This is a genomic window from Pedobacter humicola, assembly GCF_056490705.1.
The window spans coordinates 675960-693938 of record NZ_JBWJIG010000001.1; the positions used below are offsets into that span (position 1 = coordinate 675960).

At 40.9% G+C, this 17979-nt stretch carries 20 protein-coding genes; 8 read left to right on the forward strand and 12 right to left on the reverse strand.

All coding sequences use genetic code 11. The annotated features are described in order from the left end of the window. The first annotated feature begins 53 nt into the window (after window positions 1-53). From AC04Q1_RS02835 to AC04Q1_RS02845, 3 genes are all read left to right on the forward strand, one after another. Window positions 54-722, forward strand: coding sequence for a hypothetical protein (locus tag AC04Q1_RS02835; RefSeq protein ID WP_478361617.1), 669 nt, complete (start codon window positions 54-56; stop codon window positions 720-722). 116 nt (window positions 723-838) lie between these two features. Next, the gene (locus AC04Q1_RS02840; protein WP_478361619.1) at window positions 839-1426 is read left to right on the forward strand and encodes a GDSL-type esterase/lipase family protein; all 588 of its coding nucleotides are present in this window, start codon (window positions 839-841) and stop codon (window positions 1424-1426) included. A gap of 65 nt (window positions 1427-1491) precedes the next feature. Next, window positions 1492-2220 carry an esterase family protein gene (locus tag AC04Q1_RS02845; protein WP_478361621.1) on the forward strand — a complete coding sequence of 243 codons (729 nt, stop codon included), beginning with the start codon at window positions 1492-1494 and terminating at the stop codon, window positions 2218-2220. 18 nt (window positions 2221-2238) lie between these two features. On the opposite strand, the gene AC04Q1_RS02850 is transcribed toward AC04Q1_RS02845, so the two are convergent. After that, window positions 2239-2766: a hypothetical protein gene (locus AC04Q1_RS02850; RefSeq protein WP_478361623.1), complete on the reverse strand. Its 528-nt coding sequence runs from the start codon at window positions 2764-2766 to the stop codon at window positions 2239-2241. 191 nt (window positions 2767-2957) lie between these two features. Between AC04Q1_RS02850 and AC04Q1_RS02855 the strand changes: the two genes are divergently transcribed. Next, window positions 2958-3740, forward strand: a complete 783-nt coding sequence (locus tag AC04Q1_RS02855) for an HAD-IIA family hydrolase (protein ID WP_478361625.1) — start codon at window positions 2958-2960, stop codon at window positions 3738-3740. A 234-nt stretch (window positions 3741-3974) separates the two neighbouring features. Here AC04Q1_RS02855 and AC04Q1_RS02860 read toward each other — a convergent pair whose 3' ends face one another. Both AC04Q1_RS02860 and AC04Q1_RS02865 read right to left on the reverse strand, forming a co-directional pair. Next, window positions 3975-5378 (reverse strand): alkaline phosphatase, encoded by a 1404-nt coding sequence (locus tag AC04Q1_RS02860; RefSeq protein ID WP_478361627.1) that lies wholly within the window; start codon window positions 5376-5378, stop codon window positions 3975-3977. Window positions 5379-5408: 30 nt separating this feature from the next. After that, window positions 5409-5672: a hypothetical protein gene (locus tag AC04Q1_RS02865; RefSeq protein WP_478361629.1), complete on the reverse strand. Its 264-nt coding sequence runs from the start codon at window positions 5670-5672 to the stop codon at window positions 5409-5411. 400 nt (window positions 5673-6072) lie between these two features. Here AC04Q1_RS02865 and AC04Q1_RS02870 point away from each other — a divergent pair, with 400 nt between their 5' ends. The 4 genes from AC04Q1_RS02870 (at window position 6073) to AC04Q1_RS02885 (ending at window position 9438) form a co-directional block, all read left to right on the forward strand. After that, entirely contained in the window at window positions 6073-6963 is an 891-nt protein-coding gene (locus tag AC04Q1_RS02870) for an alpha/beta hydrolase family protein (RefSeq protein WP_478361631.1), read from the forward strand. A gap of 175 nt (window positions 6964-7138) precedes the next feature. Then, a complete protein-coding gene (locus AC04Q1_RS02875) occupies window positions 7139-7996 on the forward strand; it encodes an SDR family NAD(P)-dependent oxidoreductase (protein WP_478361633.1) in 858 nt (285 codons plus the stop codon). Between the two features lie 67 nt (window positions 7997-8063). Next, entirely contained in the window at window positions 8064-8987 is a 924-nt protein-coding gene (locus AC04Q1_RS02880; RefSeq protein ID WP_478361635.1) for a helix-turn-helix domain-containing protein, read from the forward strand. A gap of 67 nt (window positions 8988-9054) precedes the next feature. Next, complete coding sequence (locus AC04Q1_RS02885; protein ID WP_478361637.1) at window positions 9055-9438, forward strand: hypothetical protein; 384 nt, start codon at window positions 9055-9057, stop codon at window positions 9436-9438. Between the two features lie 9 nt (window positions 9439-9447). Here the strand turns inward: AC04Q1_RS02885 and AC04Q1_RS02890 are convergent, their stop codons facing one another. The 9 genes from AC04Q1_RS02890 to AC04Q1_RS02930 form a co-directional block, all read right to left on the reverse strand. Next, complete coding sequence (locus tag AC04Q1_RS02890) at window positions 9448-10296, reverse strand: helix-turn-helix domain-containing protein (RefSeq protein ID WP_478361639.1); 849 nt, start codon at window positions 10294-10296, stop codon at window positions 9448-9450. 144 nt (window positions 10297-10440) lie between these two features. Continuing rightward, the gene (locus tag AC04Q1_RS02895; RefSeq protein ID WP_478361640.1) at window positions 10441-11790 is read right to left on the reverse strand and encodes an alkaline phosphatase family protein; all 1350 of its coding nucleotides are present in this window, start codon (window positions 11788-11790) and stop codon (window positions 10441-10443) included. A 4-nt stretch (window positions 11791-11794) separates the two neighbouring features. Beyond that, a complete protein-coding gene (gene eboE, locus AC04Q1_RS02900) occupies window positions 11795-12988 on the reverse strand; it encodes a metabolite traffic protein EboE (RefSeq protein ID WP_478361642.1) in 1194 nt (397 codons plus the stop codon). 5 nt (window positions 12989-12993) lie between these two features. Continuing rightward, window positions 12994-14202: a 3-dehydroquinate synthase gene (locus AC04Q1_RS02905; protein WP_478361883.1), complete on the reverse strand. Its 1209-nt coding sequence runs from the start codon at window positions 14200-14202 to the stop codon at window positions 12994-12996. Further along, complete coding sequence (eboC, locus tag AC04Q1_RS02910) at window positions 14184-15068, reverse strand: UbiA-like protein EboC (protein WP_478361644.1); 885 nt, start codon at window positions 15066-15068, stop codon at window positions 14184-14186. Before eboC ends, AC04Q1_RS02905 begins: the two co-directional genes overlap by 19 nt. 4 nt (window positions 15069-15072) lie before the next feature. Next, entirely contained in the window at window positions 15073-16059 is a 987-nt protein-coding gene (locus AC04Q1_RS02915; RefSeq protein WP_478361646.1) for a TatD family hydrolase, read from the reverse strand. Between the two features lie 19 nt (window positions 16060-16078). After that, window positions 16079-16933: an EboA domain-containing protein gene (locus AC04Q1_RS02920; protein WP_478361647.1), complete on the reverse strand. Its 855-nt coding sequence runs from the start codon at window positions 16931-16933 to the stop codon at window positions 16079-16081. 33 nt (window positions 16934-16966) lie between these two features. Then, window positions 16967-17347 carry a transmembrane 220 family protein gene (locus tag AC04Q1_RS02925; protein WP_478361649.1) on the reverse strand — a complete coding sequence of 127 codons (381 nt, stop codon included), beginning with the start codon at window positions 17345-17347 and terminating at the stop codon, window positions 16967-16969. Between the two features lie 240 nt (window positions 17348-17587). Then, entirely contained in the window at window positions 17588-17869 is a 282-nt protein-coding gene (locus AC04Q1_RS02930) for a hypothetical protein (RefSeq protein WP_478361651.1), read from the reverse strand. Between the last annotated feature and the right edge of the window lie 110 nt (window positions 17870-17979).

The window sequence follows — 17979 nt, forward strand, 5'->3', positions numbered from 1 at the left end:
ATGCCAAGTTGAACGAAGGCTTTATGCAGTTTCTTTGTGTAAACAATTAACACATGGAACACTTACCTGCATTACTCTACCTGTTATTCGCGGTTACCGCGATACTCAGCCTGGCTTTATTCTTAAGGGCCGTCGGCTTTTCAAAAATCCTGATCGCCTTGCTCTCTTTCTGGATAATTTTACAATCTGTATTGGGTATTTCGGCTTTTTACCAGGTTACAGCTGTTATACCCCCACGGTTTATGTTACTGGTACTGCCTCCTGTTATACTTATCGTGATCACATTTTTAACTAAAAGAGGGAAAGCATTTATAGATGGCCTTGATCCAGGTAAACTAACTATACTTCACATCATCAGAATCCCAGTAGAAATTACACTTTACTGGTTATTCCTCCATAAAGCGGTACCCGGAATTATGACTTTTGAAGGAAGGAACTTTGATATTTTATGCGGCATTACGGCTCCTGTTGTATATTATTTCGGATATATCAAAAATGTACTCCATAAAAAAGTATTGTTGGCCTGGAATATCATCTGCTTATTGCTATTGGCGAATATTGTGAGTACAGCTGTACTATCGGCACCCTTTCCGATACAGCAATTCGCTTTTTCTCAACCGAATATTGCGCTGTTATATTTCCCATTTGTTTTACTTCCGGGCGTTATTGTTCCGATTGTTTTGTTTGCGCATTTGGTTGCGATCAGGAAGTTGATCCGGTAAGTTTGGAGTTGAGCGTTCGGCGACAGTTAACCCAATGACCATTGAACTAAACCCTTCACACAAACTTAACATGCAATCCATTTCTTCGAAAGGCAGATATTTTTATCTTAGCCCTTATGTATTGGTACGAAGAAGAGGTTAAACAATTGGAGAAAAGACATCGGTTAGACCGGGAGCATCCGGGTATTATCTTCTACGGAAGTTCATCAATACGTCTGTGGAATAATTTAGAAGATGATTTTGATTATACCAAGGTAAGCAATCTGGGTTTTGGTGGCTCTACATTGGCAGCATGTGTGTGGTTTTTCGAGCGGATTATGACCGATTATAAACCGAAGGCACTGGTAGTGTATGCGGGTGATAACGATCTTGGCGACGGGAGAAACCCAGAAGAGATATTTATATTTTTTCAGCAATTAATGGTAAAAGCCAGCTTGAGATTTGGAACATTGCCCTGTTATTTTATTTCGTTAAAACCCAGCCTTACCCGTTGGCACATGGCTGATCAGTTTCGGTATACCAACAATCTAATCGAAAGCGAAATTATTAAGCTTCATAATAACTGGAAATTTATTGATGTATTCAAGAAAATGCTCAATAAGGATGGTCAACCAAATCCCGCATTTTACGATCGAGATGGTTTGCATCTCAGTGCGGAGGGATATCGTTTATGGGCCGAAATTGTTAAAGAAAAAATTGGTTAATCATTACCGTAAATTAATATCCTGATAACATCGAAGCCCTATTTTTCCCTAAACATTTTAAGCAAATGAACAGGGAATACCACAAGTGGTTCAGCCATAACTTACAACGTGACATGGAGCTGCTGGTTTTTGGTCATGGCGGAAGAGCGGTACTCTTTTTCCCCACCCGGATGGCCAGGTTTTATGATTATGAAAATTGGGGAATTATTGCTTCGTTAAGCAAACAGATTGAAAATGGAGAACTCCAGATTTTCTGTGTGGACAGTATCGACGGAGAGAGTTTTTATAATGATAACGTATTCCCTTCCGTGCGTATTGATCGGCATTTACAATACGAAAAATATCTTTTAGAAGAAGTAATGCCGCTTATCTATCAAAAAAACGGTGGCGCTTACATAGAAACAGCGGGTTGCAGCATGGGTGCTTACCATGCCATAAACCTGGCCATGAAATATCCGTGGTTATTTAAAAAAGCTGTAGGCATTAGTGGCAGATATGACCTTACCGATAATATAGGCGATTTTCGGGATCTCCTGAACGGTTTCCATGATGAAAAAGTGTACTATAATATGCCAGCCCAATATATTGCCAATCTTAACGATGATAAATTACTTTCGGAAGTTAGGAATATGGAAATTATTTTAGCGGTAGGCGAAACAGACCCATTTTTAAGCGGGAACCAGCACCTCAGCAGCCTGTTATGGGAAAAAGGGATACCCAACCAGTTTCATACCTGGGAAAGTAATGCACACCGGCCTCATTATTGGCGAAAGATGGCTCCGATGTACATTTAATGCTGGCCAAATTAATCATTACTGCACAGCAGGATAATAATATTGCTTAAAGTATATGGTATCTAAAGGTGTTGTACCTCCTTCCGTAGCCAATACAATATTTGATTCTAACAACCACTTTTCGGACTCAGTACTGGCTTGAACTACTTTGACACCTTTAACCGTACCGCTTAAAGCTTTCATCGGTATTGAAAAACATGTAGGGCAATTGGATACATATTTTACCCTGCCCTCAGCCACATCCTTATCGTTCAGCATGAATTTATCCCCGATCATAGGCGCCAGAAAATAAAATGCCCTCGAACCAAAAGTTTCGTTTCTTACCCAAAAAACACGGTACTGACCCGTGGTTAAGGTGAGCTGGTGATCTGAAATTGAAGCATTGTTTACGTATTGAAAATAACAGGTTACACCCACCGGGCAACCGGATAAGTTTTTATCGTCAACCACAATATCAATTGGCTTATCGGTTTTCTTTTTACAGGCGAACAAAGTGCTTAATAGCACTAAAAAGATAGCTGTTGGTTTTAAAGCGTTTTTCATCATTTAGTTTTTTCATATAGATACGTTTATAAATAATTGAACGCTACAGCCCGTATATTAAGTTTATGTTAAATAAATTAACCATAGAGTCCGTCAAAATTATTTAAACCTCAGCGCTCAAAAGACTTTATATTAACATGGATTGAACAAGAAAATATTAAGTTTGTATACAAACAGATTAAATATACAAAAACATGAAACAAGGATTATTAATAGATATGGACGGGGTGATTTATAGCGGGGAAGAACTGATATTTGGTGCCGATAAATTCATTAAAAAATTAATTGACGAAGAGATTCCGTTTGCCTTTATGACCAATAATAGCCAGAGAACAGCTCTGGAAGTTGTGCGTAAACTTAAGGGTCTTGGTATAAAGGTTGAAGAAAGCCATGTATATACCAGCGCAATGGCTACGGGTAAATTCCTTTCTGATCAAAGTCCGAATGGTACGGCATACGTACTCGGCGAAGGCGGTTTATTAAGCAGTTTGCACGATCACGGTATCACACTGGTAAACACCGACCCCGAATTTGTGGTATTGGGCGAAGGCAGAAATTTCACCCTCGAAATGGTGCAACGGGCGGTAGATATGATACTTGCAGGGGCAAAATTCATCACCACAAACAGAGATCCTTCGCCCAAAAAACCGGGTTGGAACAATTTGGGTATTGCCGCAACTACCGCAATGATTGAGGAGGCCACAGGCAGAAAAGCATTTGTTACCGGCAAACCCAGTCCGGTGATGATGCGCTCGGCACGTAAATTCCTCGGACTCGAAACCAGCGAAACCACCGTTATTGGCGATACCATGGAAACCGATATTCAAGGCGGTGTACAAATGGGCTACAAAACCATTCTGGTGCTTTCGGGTATATCGAGCAAAGATACTTTAGGCCACTATGCCTTTAAACCTGATATGATTGCCAGCTCGGTGGATGAGATTAAGTTTCCTTTAACCTGGTGGGAAGGTAAGTAGTTTGGAGCTTGGACTCCTTAGTCTGGAGTCCTTAGTCCAAAGTCTATAGTAGAGTGCTGTCAGGTGTTACCACCTGACAGATTCAAACCAGTGTCAGATAAAAATATCTGACACCAGGAGAAATCAGTTTACAGTTGGCAGTTTACAGTTAACAGATTAATCATTTTTCAGTTTCCAATTAACAGTTTACACTTAACCAATTTCAACAGTTAAACGATTAACCATTTTTAGCAATTAAACTTTAACCAAGAAATGTTCCGGCATTTCTGCTGCTTTTAACATGAAGTTATGCAGTTCATAGTTTTTAACAAAAGGGTTTAACTGCTCCGATCCCGGGCCAAACATGGTCAGCTCAACATAATCCCCAGTATGGTTCATACCTGCCCATTGCACATCCGTATATTTGCTTAAAATCTTTCCGTATTCGTAAAATGGAAGATTGGCCTCATTATACAACTGTCCGGGAGCAATATCTTTAAAGTGCGCTAATAACGATTTCACATCCTCGGCTTTCATTTCGATACCTTGGTTCTCCTTAATCATTTCCATGATTTTCTGCTCGCTAAAAGATTGGTTCAGCTGCGCGAGAAGCCAGGTATTGCTGTGTTTAAATCGTTGTAAACTATCAAACTTTTTATTGGCCTCGTCGGCGTAAAACAAGCCTGGATTGGCATTACCATGATCGGTAGTGATAATCACCAATGTTTCGCCATCTTTTTCTGCAAATTCAATTACTTTACCTACGGCTTCATCAAAAGCCAGTTGATCAAAAATCAACCCGCTCAAATCATTCGAATGGGCAGCCCAATCTACCTTACCACCCTCTACCTGTAGGGCGAAACCATCTTTATGGTCTTTCATTAACTCAATGGCCTTCATAGTCATTTCGGCTAGTGTCGGTACCGTTTTTTGCAATCCGGCATCGTGCATCCGGTCTACTTCGTACGGAAGTCCATCTTCAGCAAACAGTCCTAAAACTGGCTTCGATTGATCTAAAGCTAACATTTCATTTCTGTTTTCGACAACTTTATATCCCTGGGTCAAAAACTTTGGCAATAAATTTCCTCCTGCTCTTTTCGCTCCGAAGTATTTGCTTCCGCCCCCCATCATCACATCGAATTTCAGGCCCAGGTAAATTTCTGCAATAATATCCTGTCCGCCACGGTTATCTATATTTACGCAAAAACCAGCTGGTGTAGCATGGGTAATCGGCACAGTGGTTACACATCCTACCTTTTTGCCTTTTTCCTTAAATTTCTGAAGGATTGGTTGAGGTTTCTCCCCTTTCATGCCTACATTGAGCGAACCGTTTTTCACCCGCATTCCACCACCCCACGAAGAACTTGCTGCAGCAGAATCGGTAACCATCGAATTGGCTGATGCTGTATCCATCAGCGCCCGAACGGCTTTATTGTCGCGGTACAGGCCTAACCATTTACTGCTTTTGCCATAGGCACGGTTAGCATATAAATCGGCCATATTTAAGGTTCCGGTACTCATTCCGTCGCTCACCATCATAATGATGTTTTTTGCTTTTTTTGTTCCGCCGATTGGCGTAGCAAGCACATCTTTTAACCCAACCAGAGGTACACTTAAACCGGCCAATAAGCCGCCTTTCAATAAAGATCTTCTATTCATATTTTTGGTAAGGGCTTTAAAGCCCTTTTATTATTTGGCAAATAATGGATTGGCTTTGGCATTGCTGCTACCAGAGCCCGGGTAAACTGAAGTTGCCAGATCCACATGCTCCACCGCGGTGTGTTGTGCAGAATCGGCATAACCAATGGATTTAACATTAGTTTGATGATGTAGCTTATCGCGGTGATGAGTATCAACAGCTGGTATTTTTTTAACCTGCGGATCATTTTTAATGGTAAGCAGGCCAACTGCCGGTATAACCATTAACATGCCAATACACGAAATCAGTCTCATATCAAATCGCTTAAATTATTTACATCATGGATTATTTCAATCAGGAATTGTATGATTCCGAATGATTTACAAAGATGAACCGATGTTATTAGGAAGATGGTTAAATAGCGTTATGAAATTGTTAAAGTTATAGCGCAGTTTTAATTGAATATTAAGTAACGGGTTAATGATCTCACCGCTTATTGCCCGGAAAATCTAGTAATGACCTAGTTTATTGAACAGCCCCTTGCCATGCAATCCCCAAAGTAAATATCGCTTCCATATAGGTTGAGAAACCAATTCCGTCACATTTTCTGGCCACTCCATCCCATTTATTATAACCTATATTCCTTCCGGGCTATATTGCCAAACATTTAAATCATAAAATAATCCCGGAATAAAATCCATTAAATTAACAACCATGAAACCCTATCTATTTCTTCTATTCTGTTGCTTCAGTTTTAACCTGTTCGGACAAAAGTTACCTGATTCTACTGATTTACAAACGTTCAGCATGGAAAACATTACCTTTAACAGTGCTGGGGTTACTTTGGCAGGCACCCTATTTAAACCCATGCATCCCTACGCAGCGCTGGTTCTTGTACATGGGTCTGGCCAGGAAAAAAGAATGACCCAGATGGCGTCTCTTTTGGCTAAAAATGGTATTGCAGTATTCACCTACGATAAACGCGGGGTTGGGGAATCGGGTGGCGTTTATGCCGGGCCAGAAGTTGGAACCAACAACATTGATTCTGCCAACCTTGATTTACTCGCCTTGGATGCAAGTGCCGCAATTGATGTACTTACGGCAAACTTGCCAGGCAAACATGGCTCCGTGGGTTTAATGGGTTTTAGTCAGGCGGGATGGATCATCCCTATTGCAGCAAAAAAGAACCCCAGGGTAAATTTCATGGTTATCTTTAGCGGACCGGTGGTTTCTACTCTTGAGCAGCTCCGGTTCCAGTTTTATACGCAGGGGAATACAAAATTTTGGGACACACATACTGAAGCTGAGGCGCGTGAGCATGTAAAAAGCGATCCTGATCGGTATCAATTTGTTGCCACTGATCCACGTGATGTGCTTGGCAAGATCAAAATTAATGGACTTTGGCTGTTTGGAGGTAGAGATATCCAGATTCCGGTAAGCTTATCCATAGAGCGCCTCAATGCGCTTAAAGCACAGGGCAAATCTTACGAATATCAGTTGTTTCCAACATTTGATCATAATACTTCCTTTGCTAAATCGCAGGAACCCGTTAACGCTGCTATTCAGTGGATTAAAGACCTTGGTGGACCTAAGAAGCGGAAATAATTTATATTATAAGACACCTTGCTCCATCCCATCGGTTAATTCCGTCATCCGTTTCACATCTTCCATTTTACATCCACCTCTTCCTCATTTCGGCTACAAAACTCCTCGATTCGGATACAAATCAACTGCTTGATAAGCCCACCTTTGGTCTATCATTCATTCAGATACAAAAATTATGGAACATCAACATGAAAATCAGAGTGCTGCAAACAGCACCAATAAAGTTTGGTTTATTACCGGCGCATCACGTGGATTTGGCCGCATCTGGGCAACTGCCGCACTCGAACGTGGCGATAAAGTAGCGGTTACCGCACGTAACCTTGCCAGTATAGCCGATCTGCAGGAAAAATACGCAGCAAATATACTTACGATAGAATTAGACGTTACCAAAACCGATCAGGTAGAGAAAGCTGTAAAGCAAGCCCATGAGCATTTTGGAAGACTCGATATCGTATTCAACAACGCGGGTTATTCGCTCGTTGGCACCATCGAAGAAGCCTCAATCGACGAGATTAAGGCTATGTACGATACCAATGTTTACGGACCGGTTGCGGTAATTCAGGCTGCATTGCCCATCTTAAGAGAACAGGGTTACGGACACATTTTAGGAACTTCGAGCAATCTCGGCCATGTTGTTTTACCCGTTATCGGTTATTACTGCTCTTCAAAATGGGCATTCGAAGCCATTCACGAAAGCCTTGCCGCAGAGGTGAAACCTTTCGGTATCAATGTAACCATTATAGAACCAGGTGCCTATGCCACCGAATTCGGGAGCCAGGAATCCTTAAAATTTTCAGCTGAGCTTGATATCTATAAAGACTTTAAAGCTGAATTTTTCGAAAGTCTCCGTAACCTAGAAAGGGGCAACCCCAATGCAACACCCGATGCCATTTTTGCAATCGTTGATGCAGAAAACCCACCACTGCGTTTCTTCGTAGGTAGCCATAACCTGCCATGGGTACGTACTGCATATGCTGAGCGTTTGGCAAGCTGGGAAGAATGGGCACCCATTTCTGATGCTGCCCAGGGATAAATCATTCAGAAAACAAACATATAACCGATAACATCAAACCTTATCGGTTATATTTGTATACATCAAGATGAAAAAGGAAGAAAATACCCCATATAAATTTAGCTCCTTATCAGAAGCGCACCGGATGCTGGGCCTGCCCCAACCAAAACATCCGCTCATCAGTCTGATCAATAATGCAGAAAATCCGGTTGCCATGAGCGGACAGCCGAATGCGCATATCCTCAACTTTTATAAAATATCGTATAAGCCGAAATTGGGTGGAAGATTAAAATATGGCCAGAGTTATTATGATTTTGACGAAGGTGGTTTACTGTTTGCTTCACCAAACCAGGTTATTGGGCATGTTGAGGATTTAAATGCCAGCGTTTGTTCCCTCTATACCTTATTGATCCATCCTGATTTTTTATTGTCTTACCCGATCGCAAAAAAAATCAAAAACTATGGTTTCTTTTCTTATTCGGCCAACGAAACACTGCATCTTTCAGAGAAGGAAAAAGAAACCATTATTTCGGTATTTAAAATTATCGAAGAGGAATTAAATAACAGAATTGATGATTTTAGTCAGGATGTAATTGTTTCCCAGATCGAACTGTTATTAAATTACAGCAACCGTTTTTACAAACGACAGTTTATTACTCGCAAGGTGTTAAACAGCGATCTGTTACAAAAGCTGGATGAATTGTTAGAAGGATATTTTAATGGGGAAAATGCAGTAATGAAAGGTCTGCCCACAGTACAGTACCTTTCCGATCACTTAAATGTATCACCGAGTTACCTGAGCGACCTGCTCCGTTCGCTTACCGGACAAAATGCACAACAGCACATCCATCAGAAACTGATTGAAAAGGCAAAGGAAAAATTATCGGGCACCAACCTATCCGTAAGCGAAGTGGCTTATGAGCTGGGCTTTGAACATCCACAGTCTTTTAACAAACTCTTTAAGGCCAAAACCAAGGTTTCACCCCTGGCATTTAGGAAAATGTTCAATTAGTAATATTTTTCTTTCGATAAGTAGCGTTTTCACCATCCCTACCGTATAAGCTGTAAATTAAAGCTTTATGAAAAAGATAGTATTGATCCTCCTGGCTGCTGCAAGCATTATTTATGTATCCTGCAAGAAAACCGACAATAACGACGGTCCCGGCGAAGTGTATGGCAAATGGAAACTGACCGAAACCATGCAGGACCCTGGCGATGGAAGTGGCAAATACAGGAAAGTAAGCGGTGATGCAAAATATCTCACACTCGATAAATCAGGAAAATTTCACGGGGATGCTATTCCAGATTTATATTCGTTTAGGATTTTGGATAGTGTTAAAATGGAAGTTTATAGCAATACCTATAAAATGCCGCTCACTTATTATTATAAAGTTTCAGCGAAATCGCTGCAACTTAATCCGCCTTGCATTGAAGGGTGTGGCTACAGGTTTGTGCGGGAATAGCGCAAAGCGCTAACCTCTTGAATTACAAACCCCTTGCTGAAACTTCAGATATTTCGATGGGCTAAGATTGAGATAATGTTTAAAATCGTGGATGAGTTGACTTTGGTCGTAAAAACCACAGGTTTCAATGACTTCAAACCAATTGACCTGTTTATTATCAATTGCCAATTGCTGAACCAGCTCAACCGCTTTTAAAAAGCGTATATAACGGCCAATCTCTCTGGAAGAGTAACCCAGATGTTTTTTCAGGTTCATCTGTACCGACCTTTCTGATAACTTTTGCCTGTCAGAAATTTCTTTCACCGGGCTAATCGCACTATTGCCTAAAGCAACAATCTGTTCAGTTAAAGGGTGACGGCTTTGTATATAGGGTCTGCTAAAATCAAGCAAATGTGTTACCTTATCTCTTATGGAATGAAGCTCACTGAGCTTAGTCCAGAGCATCGTGAAACAATTATCGTTCAACAAATCGTCAGGGTGTTGGTATTCCATCACTGATGCTGTACCAAAAAACCTGAAAAAAGCATCATCCTTAAAATTAACCACCAACATTTCACCACCTGCCGGAAGTACATAAGTAAAGGCTTGTTTAATGGGGCCTAAAACCAGGCATTTATCCATAGATATTTCTTCCTTTTCCTTTGTAATTAAAGAAAGTGGTGCACCAAAGCTAAACACCATCATCGACTGGAAAGTGGGCAATAAGGTTTGGATGATGGGGCTTTTAGATGTGTTCTCCGCAAAATAGAAATGCGAAAATAGTTCCCCAAATTCAGCAGGTACTGCAATCCGATAACCATTATATGCCGCATCACTTGTCATGATCAAATATGACCATTTTTTTAAGATTTTTTTCACAACATAACACAGTTTTTGCCGCAGAAACACTAAAGGCACTGAACACAACTGAATTCACGCTGTCATTCCGAACGCAAAAAGTGGGACACTGATAGGTGAAAGATCTGTCATCCTGAACAAATGTTATCCGTTCAGGATGACAAACTAAGCCGTTAAACTATCCCAAATCACCTGATACACATCAGGTGCCTGTATGGTTTTATTCAACGCTTTTGAAGTCACCAAAACAGGTTTAAAGGTGTCGGCAACATGGGTACGCCCGTGCGATCCTTTAACCAGTGTGGCGTCAAGCGGGATTACATCCATTACATAACGGAAGCCTGCTTTTTTTCTCAACAGTTTATAACCCGCCCTGAGTTTGGATGTCATAAACATTTCAACAGGATCGTAACCCGGCTTTTTGTGGATATCAACTACCCTGGCGTAATCAGGTGCCTTGGCATCATCCAACCAAAAATAATAGGTAAACCAACTATTTTCTTTGGCAACCAATACCAGGTCGCCCGAACGTTCGTGGTTAATGTGATGTGCTTTCTGTTCTTCTTTATCGAGGACGGATTCGATTTCGGATACATTTTTCAATAAGGACTTCACCTGTTCGGTTACACTTTTATCGTTGATATACACATGTGCAATCTGATGATCAGCTACTACAAATGCTTTTGAAGCACCAGGATCAAGCAACTCCAGCCCTCTCTCTTCGCGAATCTGGATCAGGCCATTTTCCCTAAACAAACGGTTAAGGTGAATCGGATTATTGACAGGTGAAATGCCATATTCAGAAAGTAATATTATGCGTGCCCCTCTGCTTTCGTAAAAACGGACTAACTCTTCTACCACCTGATCTATTTCCTTCAATTCTGTACTGATTTGATCTAAATCCGGCCCGAACTTTTGCAAACAATAATCCAGATGTGGCAGATAAATCAATGTCAATGTAGGATTGTAAAGCTTTTCGGTCTCCATTGCCGCATCGGCGATCCATTTGGTCGATTTAATATTGGCACCCGGTCCCCAGAACTGGAACAATGGAAACTGCCCCAGCTTGCTTTGTAAATGATCACGAAGTTCAGCAGGTTGCGAATAACAATCTGGCAATTTTCGGCCGTCGGCAAGGTAATTTGGCCGTGGCGTTACCGAATAATCGGCAGTAGAATACATGTTGTACCACCAGAACATATTGGCACAGGTAAAATCAGGGTCTTCTTTTTTAGCCTGATCCCAGATTTTTCCGGCATCAACCAGCTTGTTGGACTGTTTCCAGAATTTGATCTCAGCATCTGCATGATCATACCAGCCATTGCCTACAATACCGTTTTCTGAAGGGAATTTACCCGTTAAATAACTCGATTGTACAGCCGTTGTAACTGCGGGCAACAAAGGTTCTATGGTTGTTAAATGGTTTTCTGAAATATATTTCTGAAGAAATGGCGTGTGTAAGCCAATTACAGAATTAGACAAGGCTACGATATCGATAACTACTGTTTTGTGCATAATCTTAAAATCCTAATAAATTTTTAACCCAGGACAGCTCTCTGATAATCGAATCGTTTAAAGGCGCTTTTAAAGCAGCTGGTAAAACCTCCCAGGTATAGGTCTCTACCTCTAAATGGTTAGTGAAAGGATTGTTTTTTTGCAAATTTAATACTTCTGTAATATCTGATTGTGTGGATTGGATCAAACCCATATCTTCCACAAAAATAGGTACGTGGAAATGTGCCCTCCATTCGGTTACTGCCAGGTCATGGCCTTCTGCTAAAGCATTAGAAAGGTCTGGATAACGGACTAAACTTTCATCATTCTTTCTGGCAATTACCTGATGCAGATAGGTTTGTTCATCAAAGCGCCCCAATTGATCCAATACGGCTGTTCTTTCAGAAACCGATTCAGGTAACTTCGCTTTGAGTGCGGCGCTGATCTGGATTTTTCCAATCCTGATACCTTTCTCATTTAACTCATTAATGATCGCCGTATGCGGTTCGTAACCGATTGCAAAGTGGCAAACATCATAACACAAACGGATATGTGTTTTGATCAGATTTTCTGCGTCAATGGTATTTAGGCCTGTTTTTCCGGCAGGCAATAGATCGTTCTCAAACCAGTTGATAAATTCGGGACCAGATTCGAGGAAACCGTCAGGTTCTGGCTCAATATCAAGGTGAATGATTTTTCCGGTTTTTCCGGAGATTTCACTCAAGCCCTGGGCAACTTCCAAAATATGTGCGGTTGCAATTGTCGTGGCATTTTTTCTTGCCGTGGCATCTGCAAACCATGGTTTATAGCTCAATGGTGAAGTCGAAATACCACCATCCATATCTTCGGGCAGCAACTGAGAAAGGATTTCAGCCAAACGAAGGGTATAATCTACCCGTGCCCTGGTGGTCCAATCGGGTGCGTGTACCTGATCTTTAACTCTGGTATTGTGAAAACCGCCATAAGGAAATCCGTTCATGGTAAATACATATCCACCCTCACTTTCAAGCCATTGTTTAAATATGGCCAGATGATCGTTCTGCAATAATTCTAAACTGGCCAGATTAGAAAGGCGCAAACCAATGCCCATTGGTGCATCTGGAGACAACTGGGCTTTTAATATCGGGAAGCTATCTTTCAACACCGCAAAATGGGCCATCCAGTTTTCGCCTGCATAAATATTGGTACAGAAGGTTAAATGTCCGGAAGTTAATTTCATTGCATTTAATCTTGAATAAATAGTGCTTGATTATTTAAGATTTCGGCAGCCTTTTTCAAAATATTAGTATCGATTTCGTGTACTTCTTCTCCGCTGCCTAAGCCTGTGAGCAAAGTAATGGTTAATTCACCACCAAGATGTTCCCTAAATTCTTCCAGTCCCTGTAAAATGGGGCTATTGCCTTCAGTAACCTGCAATAAGGGATGTGTTAATTCGAAACCCAATTCCTGAATTAGGGTAATTACCCTTTGGACATCATCAGTACTGATCCTTCCAGATAAATTTGAATATACGGTATCTAATGCAATGCCCATGGCAACCGCTTCACCATGCCTGATTTCGAAATTGGTAAGGTATTCTAGTTTATGGGCACTCCAATGACCGAAATCCAGTGGTCTGGCCGAACCGCTTTCGAAAGGATCAGCACTGCGGATATGCTCCATATGGAGTTTGGCACATTTCCAGATCTGGTAATTCATAGCCGCCATATCGCGGGCCGCAAGTGCCGTAGCATTGGCTTCCAGCCATTCGAAAAATTCGCGGTCTTTAATCAGCGCTACCTTAATGGCCTCGGCAATGCCCGAACGCCAATCGCGGTCGGATAATGTACTTAAAAACAGTTCGTCATTAAAAACAGCCACAGGCGGTGAAAATGTACCGAGGAAATTTTTTTTATTAAAGTAATTGATGCCGTTTTTTACCCCAACACCTGAGTCGTTCTGCGAAAGTACCGTACTCGGAATCCGGATGTGTTTAATCCCCCTATGGGCAACAGTAGCTGCATAACCGACCATATCGAGTACCGCACCGCCACCAATTGCCGCAACAAAAGAATGCCTGTCGATGCCATGAACATTAATGGCTTCCAATACCCGGTCGAAATAGCGCGTATCGTTTTTCACCTGCTCGCCTCCGGGAATAACCAAAATATCCTGAATGAGCCGTGTTTGACTATGTTTTGAGAAATATGTTTTAATCTGATCGTTAAGATTTTGGTGCGATTCTGCTACGCCCTCATCTATAACAAAGAGGATTTTTTTTACGGTAACAGCTGGATTCAGGTTCATTAAAAAACTGTTCAACAATTCATTTTCAGGCGAAAAAAGTGCTGAAGTAAAGAAAACATTATAATGATACTGTACAGTAAAAGATTGATGTAAATGTTCCATTTTAATTGGATAATGTGTTGTTCGGATTAAGTAACGGCGAATAATTTAGATAGCCACATCGATAATGGCAAGAGGGCTGCAATTACAAATGCAAGAATCAGGGCATCAAAAGTTACTGCCCAGGCAGCATCCATCAAAATCAGTGATATCACCCCGGCCTTTACTGCAGCGCCTATATTTTTGCCAACGGGCTGTTTTACTGCTTTTAAAAGTGGCTTAAAAATCATAAAGGTAAAAGGAACCAAAAACAGTAATGACCACAACAGCCTATCGTTTACAAAAGCAAAACAGGTAATGGCACAGATTACTATCGCATATAGAAAAGCAGCAATATATAAGTTTTTGGTCTGTCCACCATGTACTTCACCACGACTGGTCATGGTAATTGAGAAAATATAAACTACAGGAATAATGGCTAAATAATAGTGACTATAAAGCATTTCTGGTACAATGCTCAAACCCAACAGCAGATTAAATCCTCTGCATAAACCCATATTTAACGGACCGAAAAAAGAATGGTGTTTGCCAAACTTATTATAAAGCAAAGCAAAAATAGCGACTAAAAGCGCCAGTATACCAGACGTTAAACTATTCAATGCAGCTAAAGCGATACCAGCAATCAGTAAAAGGCTTCCTAAAATGGTTGCATTTTGCAAACTGATCTGTCCGCTTGGTATGGCCCGCTCCGGACGTTCAATTTTATCAAGTTCGGCATCAAATACATCATTAAAAACAATCCCACCACCATATAAACAGGCCGTTGATATTGCTAAAAACAGGATCGGGACCAACGGGATGGAAAATCCGTTGCATAAAACACCGGAAATAGCAATACCAGCTAAAATATCGGCTATCGAAGTTACGATATTGGCCGGGCGCATCATGCGCAGATAGACAATTATTTTTTTCAATACTTTAGCTGATGATGATTGAAGATTTATCGGTTCTTGGTTGTTGTCCGCCACGTAAAATAGTATTGCCTTCAAACTTTTCGGTAAGGTCTACACTTTTTTGTGCATTAAAATCGGCTTCATCAATCTGCCCACTCTGTGCAAATGCGGTAATCGCATTGCGGTAGGTAACCAGTTCGATATCCTGGTCGCTCAGACCACGCATTTTCATTAAAGCCGCCGTTTTAGGTACCGCTAAGGGATCACTGATTCCCCAATCGGCTGCAGAATTTACCATAATGCGTTCAGCACCATATTGTTTTACAATTTCGACCATGCGCTCATTACCCATTTTGGTAAAAGGATAAATGGTAAAAGCCGCGAAAAACCCCCTATCCAATACTTCTTTTACCGTTTCTTCATTATTGTGGTCGATAATTACACTATACGGATCAAGACCATGTTCCAAAGCAATATCCATACTGCGCTGTGTACCTTTTTTCTTGTCGCGGTGAGGAGTATGTACCTGTACCGGCAAACCTGCCTCTTTGGCAAGCTCAAGCTGTAAACGGTAATATTTTTCTTCGGCAGCAGTCTGATCGTCGAAACCGATCTCTCCAATACCGACTACACCTTCTTTATAAATAAAAAGTGGCAGTATCTCCATTACCTGCGCTGCCAGACTTTCATTATTGGCTTCTCGGGAATTAAGGCCAATGGTGCAATAATGTTTAATGCCAAACTGTGAAGAACGAAACCGTTCCCAACCGATTAAACTACTATAATAATCTCTGAAACTATCCAATCCTGTACGTGGCTGGCCTAACCAAAATGCCGGTTCGATCAGGGCAACAACACCTGCATCGGCCATTGCCTGATAATCATCTGTTGTTCTAGAAGTCATGTGCACATGCGGATCGAAGAACTTCATTCCCTTTACCGCACTGATATCGAAAGCCTCAGGTTCACCCATTAATGCTTTATCTCTTTCAATTGAACTGCTGCAACACATATAATGTCTGTTTTAATTTTTAAAATGAATCCCAGTTTAACTGCCCATCAGCAAGGGCAATCTTCAATTCTGGAAAGGTATAAATATAATCTTTGGCGGGCTGATCATCCGATTGCGCAATTGCAAGTGCAATGGCACGCTGTTCGGTTTGTTTATAGCGCTGCAGACCGGTTTTTAAAGCCTCAAAAATTTCCGCATTAATAAATTTGGCTACCAAACGCCAAAGCTGTGGATTTACGTCCCTACCTGCAGCCCAACGTTCTTTTGCATAATCTGTAAGCGTTAAGGCTAGCGCCAAATTAGCACGTTCATCCAGACCAATAATCAGCTTAATATCCTTTTCGGTAAAAAAAGCCTTTAATACCAATTGGTTCCAGGCGGCTTCATCAAGGTATGCCGAAGGATAGGGATTGTTTTCCATGATGGCCTCCAACACCGAACCGATATTGCTTCTAATTCCTTCTGCACAACGTTTCACCCAAATTTCGGGATGGGCCAAAAATGGCAGCGCCGAATATAAAGCTACGGCTTCATTCATCTCGGCTGATAAAAATAACCTATCGATTGTAGCATATAATCTATCCTTATCTTCTTTATTTAAAGCGCTCAATAACCAAACCCGGCAAAGCCTGTCGATGGTCCACTTAGCAACATAACCTAAGCCAATAGCATTGATCAATACCTTTTGCCCATCACTCAGCTGAACAGGCAACTTGCCCGTTTTACGCGGAACCATCACAAAAGCCTGACTTACTTTGGCCGGATCTGATGACTGCACTACTCCTTCCAGCCAGTTTTGACATTCTGCACTAACATTGCTTTTTACAATACTTCCTAAAGCCTGATGTGCAGCTATAATATCATCATCTATCATTTTACACAGAATATTTATTAAAGAAACACAATATTAGCTGGTCATGCCTGCCGAAACAAAATAATTGATCAACAAAGCACCTGCAATGATCAGTAAACCAAAGAACTCGCGGGTTTGCTCAATGTAAGGTTTGGTAGCCTGCATGCTCTGCACCAGACTTTCTCGTCTATATTTTGTAATCCAGTCGCGTACCCCATCTTTCGCAAAAAACAGAATAATGGCGTAAATGAGATAAAAGGCAGTTAAAAATAAATAAGCAAAAGGATAAAACTTCCCTGCCGCAGCCAATCCACATGATATTGCGGCACTTAAGTAGATGGAAACCCAAAGAAAAGCATCGTTATCGTTTAAATTTACATAAGCGAAGCCCAAAAACGAGATACAAAAAATAATGTTTAGAATAATTAAAAGCATTTTAAATTATTTGGTTTAAAATAAACTAAATCGATTTCCGATTCTTTTACCGAAAAACAAAGTTATTTAAACTCACTGCTTTTTCTGCATTAAAATTTGTAAATTATATACTGCTATTTAATATTTTGACATCAGTTAGCACTTAGGAAGTTGCACCTACAATTCCAAAATCTGAAAATTAAGGTGCTAAAGGAATCAAATAATGCTTAAAAATTGATTAACGAAGTCGCATTATTTACTTTACTGCCGCTTTCGACTATTGAGATTGAGGTAAGTTTTAACTTTTTTCCGGAAGCGTTCCAGTTCCTTTATAGTGGGATCTGATTTCATCAGTTTCAACTTCGAAAACTTTTTAAGTAGTTGCGCTAACGGAACAAGAAATTGATCGGTATGGCGGTACATTGCACATAAAACGGCTTCGTTAACGGCACTGTTTACCTCTAGTTGTTCATGCCCGTCTTTTGAGGAGAGTTCCAAAAGGCATTCGAAAAGTAGTTTTTCTGCACTGATCAATTTGTTCATGGTTTTCTTCACGCTGCTTGAGGATATTCATAAACCATGCCAATTTAGTTGTATTTCTCCCCGAATTTATACCTGCACTTAAACCAAATAGTGATACTGCTCAGGTTGAT